This is a genomic window from Pseudoalteromonas sp. SR44-5, assembly GCF_014163675.1.
GTDB classification, from domain to species: domain Bacteria; phylum Pseudomonadota; class Gammaproteobacteria; order Enterobacterales; family Alteromonadaceae; genus Pseudoalteromonas; species Pseudoalteromonas rhizosphaerae.
This window is the reverse complement of sequence record NZ_JACJDT010000008.1, coordinates 131,457-144,323: the sequence shown is the minus strand read 5'-3', so window position 1 is coordinate 144,323 and position 12,867 is coordinate 131,457. Positions and strand designations below refer to the sequence as shown.

Annotated in this window: 8 protein-coding genes; all 8 read right to left on the bottom strand. The window is 42.6% G+C overall.

From position 1 onward, the window contains the following. Positions 1–32: 32 nt before the first annotated feature. Positions 33–659: a superoxide dismutase gene (locus H5154_RS06710; protein ID WP_149980088.1), complete on the bottom strand. Its 627-nt coding sequence runs from the start codon at positions 657–659 to the stop codon at positions 33–35. A gap of 30 nt (positions 660–689) precedes the next feature. Beyond that, positions 690–1,196 (bottom strand): hypothetical protein, encoded by a 507-nt coding sequence (locus H5154_RS06705; RefSeq protein ID WP_182717821.1) that lies wholly within the window; start codon positions 1,194–1,196, stop codon positions 690–692. Positions 1,197–1,285: 89 nt separating this feature from the next. Beyond that, positions 1,286–1,777 carry a GNAT family N-acetyltransferase gene (locus tag H5154_RS06700; protein WP_149980086.1) on the bottom strand — a complete coding sequence of 164 codons (492 nt, stop codon included), beginning with the start codon at positions 1,775–1,777 and terminating at the stop codon, positions 1,286–1,288. A 27-nt stretch (positions 1,778–1,804) separates the two neighbouring features. Then, a complete protein-coding gene (locus tag H5154_RS06695; protein WP_182717820.1) occupies positions 1,805–6,550 on the bottom strand; it encodes a PAS domain-containing protein in 4,746 nt (1,581 codons plus the stop codon). A 108-nt stretch (positions 6,551–6,658) separates the two neighbouring features. After that, positions 6,659–9,799, bottom strand: a complete 3,141-nt coding sequence (locus tag H5154_RS06690) for an efflux RND transporter permease subunit (protein WP_182717819.1) — start codon at positions 9,797–9,799, stop codon at positions 6,659–6,661. A gap of 11 nt (positions 9,800–9,810) precedes the next feature. After that, complete coding sequence (locus H5154_RS06685; RefSeq protein WP_182717818.1) at positions 9,811–11,031, bottom strand: efflux RND transporter periplasmic adaptor subunit; 1,221 nt, start codon at positions 11,029–11,031, stop codon at positions 9,811–9,813. Then, positions 11,028–12,287, bottom strand: coding sequence for a TolC family protein (locus H5154_RS06680; protein ID WP_182717817.1), 1,260 nt, complete (start codon positions 12,285–12,287; stop codon positions 11,028–11,030). Before H5154_RS06680 ends, H5154_RS06685 begins: the two co-directional genes overlap by 4 nt. A 53-nt stretch (positions 12,288–12,340) precedes the next feature. Beyond that, positions 12,341–12,721, bottom strand: a complete 381-nt coding sequence (locus tag H5154_RS06675; RefSeq protein ID WP_182717816.1) for a hypothetical protein — start codon at positions 12,719–12,721, stop codon at positions 12,341–12,343. Positions 12,722–12,867 lie beyond the last annotated feature (146 nt).

Below are 12,867 nucleotides of genomic sequence, written 5' to 3'. Positions count from 1 at the left end.
ACAGTTTACTAGCCATTTTCGGCACTCAACCTTTATTCGCTGATTGATTTACTGGTAGCAGCTAAATAACGACGCTCAACTTCAGCCCAATTAATAACATTATAAAATGCTGCGATATACTCCGGGCGGCGGTTTTGGTATTTCAGATAATAGGCGTGCTCCCACACATCTAAACCTAAAATCGGCGTGTTGCCGTGCATTAATGGACTATCTTGATTTAAACTACTTTCCACCACAAGCTGGTTATCTTTATTAACACTTAGCCACGCCCAGCCACTGCCGAAGCGACTAACAGCTGCCGCTGTAAATGACTCTTTAAAGTTATCAAAGCCGCCAAGCTGCTCTGTGATCGCATCTAATAAGCTCCCTTTTGGCTGATCCCCACCATTGGGGCTCATTACTGTCCAAAACAATGAATGGTTTGCATGTCCGCCACCATGCTCTTGCACTACTTTTTGCAGCTCAGTTGGCAACGTGTCAATCTTTGCGAGTAACTCATGTACATCAGTATCACTATACTGGGTATTTTCAAGTGCCGCATTGGCTTTATTGATATATGTTTGATGATGCAAAGTATGGTGGATCTCCATAGTTTTAGCATCTAAATGTGGCTCTAACGCATCGTACTCATATGGTAATGGGGGTAATGTAAACGCCATAATTGTTCCTTGTCGGATTAAGATAAGTGATCAATGCACAGTGGCAGTTTGATCTGGGGTGTAACTTAACGTCTGATTGATTTGTTCTATTAATTGCGGGTAATGACTGTGCAATTTGGCAAACTGTACTAACTCTGTGTAGGTTTTGTGATGATGGTGCACAACCACTGTACGCACCGTATCGCATGGATGCTGGAGCAAATGACTTAAACTTATATGCACATCACACAAACACTGACACGCTTGCTCTGCTTGGTTCATGGCTCGATATGTATCCGCTAAATTATGAGCGGCAACAACGAATGCGGGGCAGCAATGTTCAATTGCGCTAATAACTGACTGGCATATTTTTGCTTGGCTAAATTGGCTTAATAAACGAGCTGAGAGGGTGTGTGCTGTCGTGTATTTATCGCGAGCTTCAATTAAAGCACCGCGTTCAAACGCTGTATTTCCAGCAATGATGTTGGCTTGCCAAGGACTTAATACTTGCTCAACCTGAGACAATTTATTGCTGCTGTGAAACTGTGGGTGTGACATAAAAATCACCTGCACAAAATTAAATGATGTGATTAATTTACACAGCCAAACAACTTAATGCAAATGACTTTTATTTATATTACGTATTTTTATTTCTCGGCAAAATCAATTAATGCTTGTCCTGTAAGCCGATAAATGATCCACTCATTTTGTGGCTCTGCCCCCATACTATTGTAAAAATCGATCGCAGGTTGATTCCAGTCAAGTACCACCCATTCAAAACGGCCACAATCTTTTGCGATAGCTTGGCGTGCCAAATGTTGCATAATCAGTTTACCCGCACCATTACCTCGGCTATCTGGGCTGACATATAAGTCTTCAAGGTACAAGCCATTCTTGCCAAGCCAAGTCGAATAATTGTAAAAGTACACCGCAAAGCCAATTGGCGTATCGCCTTCAAAACAAATCAAACTATGCGCTGTTGCACCTTCACTAAACAGGGTTTTTAAAATCGCCTGTTCATCGGTTTTAACCGCATCGGGCTCTTTTTCATAAATTGCCAATTCGGTAATAAAATGCAAAATAGTAGCAGCATCCGAAGGCTGCGCATCTCTTAAGGTAATCGTTTTTTGGTCTGTCATAAGCTCTCTTATTTATTACTGCATTGTTTAATACTGATCTAGTTTATCTTTTAATATTTGTAGTTGAATTGGTTTAGCCAAGTAGTCATCCATTCCAGACGCTAAACACAGCTGTTTGTCTTCATCCATTGCATTGGCTGTGAGTGCAATAATTGTGATCTGTTGATGTTTAGCACCCGCCTCACCGGCACGAATTGCGCGAGTAGCGTCAAATCCATCCAGCACCGGCATTTGGCAGTCCATGAGCACTAAATTAAAGTGTTCTGCAGGTACTTTCGCTAAAATATCAAGGGCTTGCTGACCATTCTCCGCTAGCGTTACGGTAAAATTCAGTTTACTTAACATTAGTTTAGATACTTGCTGGTTAATCGGATTGTCTTCAACCAATAAAATATGGCTATTTGCTCTATGCTGATCACTACGCAGTGAGGATATATAACTTGATGTCACTAAAGGTAAATCGGCGCTACCACCATGAGCGATCACCGCCATGGCACTGATCAAATCAGCCGTAGTGATAGGTTTTGGAAAATACGCTTGGAACCCTGCATCGCTAAAACGTTGTACTCCTTCCATGCCAGCGATACTGGTCATCATTACTAATGGCATTGCTTTAAAATCATCATCGGCTTTTAATTTTCGACACAGTGCTAAGCCATCCATTCCTGGCATTTGCATATCCAACACGGCAATATCATACAAATTAAGTTTATCTGCAAGGCGCTTTTTACATAACTGCAAGGCTTGTGCTGCATTACAAGCAAGCTCAACTTTTGCACCCCAATGAGCAAGCTGTTGGCTTATCACAATCCGATTGGTTTCGTTATCATCAACCACCAATATAGTGAGCTTGGTCATATCTATGGTCGGTATACTACGCTCAGTGTCACTTCCCGCCTCTAGCATCACTGTCGCGGTAAACTCACAACCATGCCCTACCTCACTGACTAACGTTACTTCTCCACCCATTAACTCACACAATTGTTTACTAATCGCCAAACCTAATCCAGTGCCGCCATATTCACGCGTAGTCGAGGCATCTACTTGCGAAAATGGGCTGAATAAATCTTCTTGCTTGGTTAGATCAATTCCGATGCCAGAGTCTTTTACACAAATACTGAGCTGATATTGTTGTTCAATAGGAGTTACTGATGCGCGGATCACTACTTCACCTTGCGCAGTAAACTTAACAGCGTTACTCAGTAAATTGGTCAGCACTTGGCGAATACGCCCCGGATCGCCTTTAAATTGCACCGGTGTCACAGCCACTAAATCAATAATGATTTCGATATCTTTATCTTGCGCCGCAAGGGCTTGAGATTCCGCCACCTCTCCGAGTAAATTACAGACATTGAAGTTGATACTTTCTAGCTCGATTTTACCGGCTTCAACTTTCGAAAAATCTAAAATATCATTGATCACCGACAATAAAGAATGCGCGCTATTTTTTGCTATCGCGACTTTCGTTCGCACCGGCTTGGTCAACGCTTCAAGTTCGATCAGCTCAAGCATACCCAACACCCCATTCATTGGGGTACGAATTTCATGACTCATGGTTGCTAAAAATTGACTTTTTGCTGTTGCAGCAGCATTGGCTTTGACTAATGCAATTTTCAGCTCTTGGGCGGTTTGCTTACGCCTTTGCGACATTAACACGCTGCCCACTAAGGTCGCTAAAGAGCGTAAATAGGTTTCTTCATTTTGGCTCCAACAGCGATAGCTACCGACACTTTCCGCACAGAGCACTCCTAATATACCCTCACCGGTAGATATAACGGCATCGAGCATCGAATTAATATTTAATGGTGTTGTGTAAGTGTCAATCAATTCGGCGGTTGCAGGATGGCTATTAACATCATTAATTGCCACTAAACCTTGTGCAAATATTGCTTTGTAATAAGCGGGAAATTCACTCGCTTTAAGCACTAAAGGCTGCTCAACAAAACCTTGATCATCGATAAATAAACTCACGCACGTCATTTCATCGCTAGCTTCATCAAACACCCACACTGCTGAGCGTTGCACATCAAGTACATCACACATTGACTGCGTCACTAAATTTTTTACTACATCGAAATTACCTGCCAATAACTCAGGTGAGACGGTTAAACTCGCTAGGTTTTTATTATATTGGTTGGCTTTTTTACTCTCTAATTCGAGATGTTTATAAGTATCAATATTTTGAAATGAACCATACACACGCACGCAACGTTCATTTTTAAATTCAACTTGCCCTATCGACTTAACCCACCTTTCATTGCCTAACGCTGTGACAAGGATTAACTCAATTTCCCAGCTATTACCATTAATAACTGCATCTTCAAACAGTTCGCTAATTTTATCACGATGTTCACCTTGCTTATAAAAATCAAGAGCTTGCCCTATTACTGGCTGGTAGTCGTCAGCGACTTCATGAATTGCTTTGACTTCATCGGACCAATACATTGTCTGTGCTTCTAAATCCACTTCCCAGGCACCAATTTGGCCTTGTTTACTCATTGCTTCAAGTAAACTTTGTTGGCGATAAAGTGTCGATTGAGTATGATAACGCTCGGTTATATCATGAATAAAACCATCTAAATACAATACGTTGCCAGCCTGATCATACACTGCTTGACCTTTTTCATGTACCCAATGAATACAGCCATCAGAAGCGACCAAACGGTATTCTAATGACCATGGCTGACGAGCATCAATATCGACTCTCACTTTCTCAGCCACGCTAGCAACATCATCCGGGTGAATTAATTCAACAAAGCTAAGCTTATGATTATCAACTAAATCATTTGGTTCATAGCCGGTAATAACTTTTGTTTGTTCACTCAGGTAGAGCATGCTCCATTGGGCATCGTATTTACATCGATACACAATGCCTGGAATATTGCCGACCAGAGACACAAATCGGTCGCGACTCAATTGTAATTGTGCTTCTGTTTCTTTTCGCTCTGTAATATCAAGGTGAGTACCTATCATTCGTTTTGCAGAGCCATCACTATTGCGCTCAACGATACGTCCTGTGGTCAGTACCCACACCCAATGTCCGAGACGATGCAACATACGAACTTCGCAGACATAATAATCGCTCTCACCCGCAAAATGCTGCTCTAAAAGCTGCCCTGAAGTAACAAGATCATCTGGATGAGTATATTTGTTCCATGTATTAAAATCAGTTGGTTGTAGTTCTTCCAATTTATAACCGATAATACTCGCCCAGCGGTTATTAAAGTATGCTTTGCCAGTATCTACATACCAGTCCCAAATCCCTACTGCAGTGCTGTCCAACACTAATTGTAATTGTGTTTTGTGTTGTTCGAGTTCAAATTCTTGTAGTTTTAATGCTGTGATGTCGGTGCGAATAGCGATATAACTTTGGGGCTTGCCCTGTTCATCTAAAAAAGGCGCAACTGTAGTATCGACCCAATAAAAGTCACCATTTTTTGCTCGATTACAGATTTGCGCATGCCATACATTGCCTGCGGTTACGGCTTTATACATGTCCTTAAAAAAATCTTTAGGATGAGTCCCAGAGTTTAAAATACGGTGGTTTTTTCCTAACAATTCACTTTCGCTGTAACCGCTGATCTCACAAAATTTCTTATTAACAAAGGTGATCGTGCCCTTGATATCGGTCACAGCAACAATTGCATGTTCATCAAGTGCACTTTTTTGTTCCGCTAACTGTTTTAAGGCAAGCTGAAGCGCTGTGCTTTGATGCTCTAGCCGTTCTTGCTGTTGTACCTTACTACTGACTAAGTGTTCTAGATCAATCGACAGCTGATGTAATTCACTACTGTCTTCCAGAATAGGAATATTGTTGCGCTCACCTCGGGTTATTTCAGCGCTGGCATTGGCAAGGCTAATGAACGGGCGAGATAAACGTCGTCCAAACCACCACGATAGAATTAAGATCACTAAAAATGCAAAAGCATTAGCAACCACAGCTGCAAACTTATAGTCACTGGCACCTTGCAACATAACGGCTGCAGGCTTTTCAACCAATAGCTGCCAGCCTGTGGCGTTTGCAAAATTCAAGTCCGTTAAAATGGCATAGTGTAATGTGTCATCTATTTTTCGATAGGTAAAAACCTGTTCAGTATTTGCCACATTAGTAAAATAATCAGCTTTTGGTAATACACTCGGGTGCAATTGGGCACCTTTGATTTCACCTGCTTTCACAATAAAGAAAGTTAGTCCCTCATTATTATTAATATGTTCTAAATTATCGAGCAAGCCTTGAAAATTTATATTCGCTAATACTATTGCATAAAGTCCGCGTTGCTCGTCTATCATAGGTAACGCCACAAAATGATGTGTTTCAGCCCCCATTGAAGATATAAATACACTTTTTTGCCCTTGCTCAATAGCCGCTAGCATCGCAATTAACTGATCACGATTTAAGGCTGAAAACGCACTGTTATTAACTGGGTTTGGGGTATTTGAGGGGTCGAAGATAATATGAATTTCATTGACAAAATCATATCGATCAACAAACTCATCAATCAGTAGCCGTTTATTTAGCTGGCTATGACTTAGTTGATCATTTAATAGATATAGGTCTTTAATGTGATCTGCAAACCAAATATTCGCAAATTGCTTACCAATACTGCTTAATTCACCAAGTTCAGTTTGGGCGCTTTTTTCAAGGGAGTTGCTTACATGTTGAAGACTAAACCAAGACATTAAAAATAATGGTGCTAGCGCAATGACAATAAAAGTAACAATCAGTTTCGTCCGTATAGATTGGCTTTTATTTTTTAACAGGCCATTCAGCATTGTATTTCCATAATCAACTTTTTATTGTTTTAGAAACTTACTTATATTAATGCACTAAATAGCACAAGACGCAAGTTTATGCGCCTTGTGTAAGGTACTGCAGTAGAGCTAGTTTTTATTCCCATTGACACGGTAAAACTGCTGACTAAATTGAGTGTAGAGTACCGGCAATACAAATAAGGTAAGAAAGGTTGCGGTAAATAATCCGCCAACAATAACCGTTGCTAATGGTTTTTGAATTTCAGCGCCGATCCCTGTTGATATCAACATGGGTATCAAACCAAGCGCTGAGGTTAACGCCGTCATTAGTACGGGTCGCAGCCGAGATAGTGCGCCATTAAATGCTGCGCTTTGTAGACTATCTCCCGCTTTAACACGATTATTAATACTCTCAACCATCACCACGCCGTTAAGCACAGCTACCCCAAACAAGGTAATAAAACCCACAGAGCTTGGCACTGATAAATATTGCCCCGATACGTAAAGTGCAACCACACCACCAATAACTGCTAACGGCACATTGACTAAAATCAGCAATGCTTGGCCTATTGAGCCAAATGCAAAATACAAAAGTAATGCAATCAAAGCCAGCGAAATAGGCACCACGATAGATAAACGTTGCTGCGCCCGTTGTTGGTTTTCAAATTGACCGCCGATATTCACACCATAACCTGCGGGTAAATCAACTTGCTCAGCTATGGCAAGGCGAATATCCGCGACGACTGAGCCCATATCGCGCCCTTGTACATTGGCTTGGATCACTACTCGGCGCTGAACGTCATCACGACGCACTTGTGGCGGACCAGATTCAATATTAACCGTTGCGACATCCCCAACCCTAACCACGGCACCTGTCGGTGATAATAAACGCAGGTCTGCAATGGCTTCTGGGCTGTCACGAAACTCTGCACCAATGCGCACATAAATATCATACCGCTCATTGGCATTAATAATTTGCCCTGCCGCAGTGCCGCCAATGCCATCTTGCACTATAGACATTAAATCCCCCACAGATAAACCATAGCGAGAAAGTGCTAAGCGGTTCGGTTTTATCACTAATTGTGCTTCACCAGCAATTTGTTCCATTGCCACATCTTTAGCGCCAGCAACACCTTTTACAGCTTGCTCAATTTGCTGCCCTTTAGCGACTAACACATCTAAATCAGCACCAAACAGCTTAATCGCTAGTTGCGCTTTCACCCCTGATAGTAGCTCATCCACCCGCGTGGCTATCGGCTGTGAAAAGTTAAACAATAAACCAGGAAACTGCGCTAATTTTTGTTCCATTAACACTTGCAGTTGTGCACGATTAGCAGCTGATTGCCATTCACTCACCGGCTTTAAACCTAAGTAAATTTCAATATTATTAACTGGCTCTGGATCCCCCCCGACTTCTGGGCGACCAATTCGGCTAAGTGCATACTCAACTTCAGGAAAGGCCAATAATATCGCTTCCAACTTAGGAGCGACCATTAATGCTGTATCCAAGCTTGCCGAAGGTGCCAGTGTTACCCGTAAGTTAATAGTGCCTTCTTCAAGCTCTGGCACAAACTCAGTGCCTAGTTGCGGCAATAAGATACCAGCAATCATCACTAATATTCCCGCCAGCGAGATCACCGTTTTACGTGCGTTCATTGCCCAGCGTAAACATGTTTGATAAGTTTTATCTAACGGTTCAAGTAATACACTGCGCCTAACTGTGACACCTTTAGAAAATAAATACACTGCCATTGCTGGCACGATTACTAGCGCAACAATCACAGCAGAAATAATGGCTAACATGATACTTATAGCCATTGGCTGGAATAATTTAGCTTCTACACCTTCAAAACTAAACAGCGGCATAAACACGACTAAAATAATTAGTGCAGCAAAAAATACCGGCCTGGCAACTTCTTTAGCCGCCATAGAAATCAATTTAGCCGGTGAGTGATCAGCATGAGTATTGTTAGTTAAGTGACGAAAAATATTTTCCACCATCACCACAGAGCCATCCACCAGCATACCAATTGCCACAGCAATACCACCGAGTGACATCAAATTAGCCGAGAGCCCTAACCACGACATGACACATAAAGCCATACTAATGGAGATTGGTATAGACAATAAAACCAATAATGTGGCGCGTAAATTCATTAAAAACAACGCCAGCACAACCACAATAAATACAAACGCTAATAGCAAGGCATCTACCACAGTATCAACCGCTTTGGTGATCAAATCAGCTTGGTCATATAACGGTTCAAACGTTACTCCCTCTGGTAGTGCTTGATTGATCATCGCAATCCGCGCGCAAATACCATCAATGGTTTGCTTGGTATTTGCACCAATGCGTTTTAATACCACTCCTGTCACCACTTCACCTAATGATTGCACATTACCTTGACCATCTTTTTTACTCATCGTAGCGGCACCTTGGCGAATTTCACTGCCAAGCGTCACCTCTGCCACATCGGCAATGGTGATCACTGTGCCATTGATGGTTTTCAATGGCGTTTGTGCTATTTCTTGCAGCCCTAGTGTGCCGGCATTAAACCAACCTGTTCCACGAATAACTAACTGCTCTTGGCCGCGGTTCATATACCAGCCACCTACATTGGTGTTGTTTTCTTCCAGCGCAGTTACCACTTGTTGTTGCTCGAGCTGATAAGCTAATAACTTATTTGGGTTAAGATTTACTTGATATTGACGCACATCACCACCGAACGACAGTACTTCGGTAACCCCATCAACGGGTAAGATGAGTAACTTCACAATCCAATCGTTTAAGCTGCGCAGCGCCATACTATCCAAGCCAGACTCAGGTGATGCCGCTAATAAGTATTGGTAAACCTGCCCGAGCCCTGACGTATTCGGGCCCATTTCTGGCAAGCCAATCCCGTCCGGGATCAGTTCTTTCGCTGCTTGCAAACGCTCAAATACCAGTTGGCGGGCAAAATAGATATCCACCCCTTCTTTAAACACCACGGTAACACCAGAAAGCCCCGTTTTAGAAATCGAACGAACTTGCTCTACATCAGGTAATGCATACATGACCGCTTCAATTGGGTAAGTGATCAGCTGCTCAACTTCAACGGCAGCCAAACCTGGTGCTTCGGTATTAACAGCCACTTGCACATTGGTAACATCTGGAAAAGCATCAAGGTTGAGTTTTGGGATCACCACAACACTGGTGACAATTAATACACAAAGAGTCAGCAAAACCAGTAGTCGATTAGCAATCGCACTATCTATTATATTATTAAACATAGTGTTAGCTCCTAATGGTTGTGCGGATCAAAACCGCCTTTAGCTAGTTCTGATGCGACAAAAAATGCTCCTTGAGTAACGACTTTAGTGCCCTCAGCTAATCCTTTAATTTCACGAAGCTGACCAAACCGTCGGCCACGTTCAATTTCAGTTGCTATGAGTTCACCGTCTTCATCTTGCACATATACCGCCCAATCACCATCTGGGTTCCTAAGTAGAGCTTGCTCTGGTACTGCCAACACTTGTTGCTCAGTTGAAAATTCAAAATACACGTCACTAAACATCCCTGGGTGTAATTGATGCTGGCTGTTTTGTACACTTAAACGCACAATCCGTGAACGAGTGATCTGATCTATAGTGTGTGCTTCTTGGATCACCTTGGCTGGGTATGTGAATTGATTCACTTTCACTTGCGCTATTGTGCCTGTATCAATATTAATGGTTTGATTTGCCGACAATTGCGCTTCAACCCATAGTAGACTTTCATCAGCAATCAGCATAAGTTCAATTCCTGCATCGACCCGCTGCCCTTGTGCAAAATTATCACTGAGCACAGCTCCTGAGGTGCCAGCAAATAATGTGTACTCCCCCAGTTTATCGGCTGGGCTTACCGCACTTTGCGCAATTGCTTTAGCCGATAAACCAAACGCCACAAGTTGACTGTGAGCCACTTCATATTCTGCCTTGGCTGTGAGTAAGCGTTTTTCGCTCACCGTACCTTTGCCCATTTTTTGCACCCGCAGCCACTGTGCTTTAGCTAATCGATAAGTGGTTTGTGCACTGGCGACCTCAGCACTAAATAAAGTCACTAACGGTGCGCCTACTTGAATATGTTGTCCTAAGGTTGCGTGACGTTTCACCACAATTGAATCTACTCGTGGCGACAACACATAACTGCTATAACCATTAGCTTTGATTTCACCAGGGGCATACAACTGCGCTTGATAAGTGTGCTTTTCTAATGGGCTGATCTGCACATTTGCTAAACGCATTTGTGTCGGGGTTAAACGTACCCCGCCGGCTTGATCATGTGCAACATTCTCACTCGGTTGTACTGCTGTGGTAGCACTATGATCAAGGGCTGCATCTGGTGTATGAGCGTGCGGTGCTTCTTCACTGTGTTGATGACCTGTTTTTGTATCATCAAACTTTTGTTGTGCAACAGTGGTTGCCTGCCCTAAATTGCTAAAAATAAATAGCAGAGCAGAAAGAATAATTTTTAAGCGCGTCATAGTGCAGCTCCATCAGTTAGGGGATCCGTAAAGGTAGAAATATAATGGCTAAGTTGACCACTTTGCGTTAACCAATTCACACTCGCCAGTTGGCTCTGCTGAACAATTTCAATGCCAGCAAGTAATCCTGAAATACGCTGTTGGCGCATGGTTAAGTACTCAGCGGTACTGATATCACCGCTTTGCCATTGTTGCTCTATCAACGCAAGGCTGCTATCTGCATTTGCTTGGTTAATCGACTGCCAACGCTTAACGCGCTGAGCGTACGCTTGCATCACCTCTTTACTGGCTTGTGCTTGAAACGTCATAGTGCGCTTTAAAGCTTGATATTCGGCTTCTTTTGACATCACCGTAAATTCAGCGGCTTGGTATTCATCGCTAAAATTATTCACTATATTCAGCGGCATAGAAAAACTCACAGAGACAAGGTTATCATCACCATTTTTACCTGCTACAAGCCCAATGGTTGGTTTGACGGCTCGTTCTGCTTTGATCACCTTTACTTGCTGACGCTGTTGTTGCCATTGTGATTTCACCAGCAAAAGTTGTGGATGTTGGACCACATTTTCAGTATCTGTAGTGAGTTTAATACCACTGAGTAACTGTTCAGGTGTCAGCTGCCCATCTTCGTGCCACGTTGGTAACAGTGCCTGCACAGCTAATTTAGCATCTGCATAAGCACTGGCTTGTTGGGCGGTTTGATTCAAAATTTCTGATAGTGAGTACAACGCTAATTGTTCATCCAGCAACCCGACTTCTCCGGCCGCTCGACGGCGCTTAACCACGGTAACTAAACGCTCTAATTGCTGCTCTTGCTGTTGCGCTAACTGAAAAGCTGCTTTACTACTGCGCCAATTGATAAGCGCAATCAGGGTTTGTTCAACTAATTGTAAATATGTTAATTGCAAACGCTGCTGCTGTGCAACCAGTGTCAGTAGCGCCGCACTGTGTTGTGCCTGTTGTTGATCATTAATATCAAATGTTTGGCTCAGCCCAATACTAAAATTATTAGCATCGCCTTCTTTTTCAATACTCGACTCAAGGTTTGGATTATATAGAGATTGCCCTGCGGCTCGCACAGATGCAGTGGCACTTTGCAGCTGCTGAAAATCAGCCTGTAAATTTGGGTGTTGTTTTAATTGCGACAACAACCAGGTTAAATCGCCGGTATTATGCGTTGGCGTAGCCAATGCGGATGGTGCAGCTAATACAGTCGCACACAGACAAGCAAACCCAAATGGTTTGTATAAATTCATAACATATACTCTTACTAAATAAATCGGTGACCATGATGTTGGCCAGCTAAAAATTAACTTAGTGAGTGAGTAATTGGAGGGCGTAGATCAGGAATAAGCAGACGCGAATTAAATGCAGGGGCGTTCAAACTAATAATGTCGTAGCTTGGTAAATTGACATGCTGCTGCCACGGCTCAGTAAAAAATGCAGGAATATGACATACATGACAATGCGCATCATCGGCGTTATCAGCTAAGGCTTGGCTTAATTGCTGATGTTGCAGTTGGTGAATATCATGATCGTTATTGACAGAGCAGTGTTCGTCTAATTGACTTTGTTGATATAATAATTGCGAGGTTACATTAATAGCAGTGTTATGATCAGCCACGTCAAAACTATCCAGCACAGGCTGAAGTAGTACAAACGCTAAGATTAACAACACTAATTGCTTCAAGCAATATATCCTTTGAACGATTTCCAAGCTAACTTAACATATCTTTTCGTTACTGAGAAGTGCTTAACCGCTCGCGACAGATGCCAACTTTATGCCGCTGGCTAATTCAGCAATGCTCATTTAGTATTGTAGTATCAATATAATAA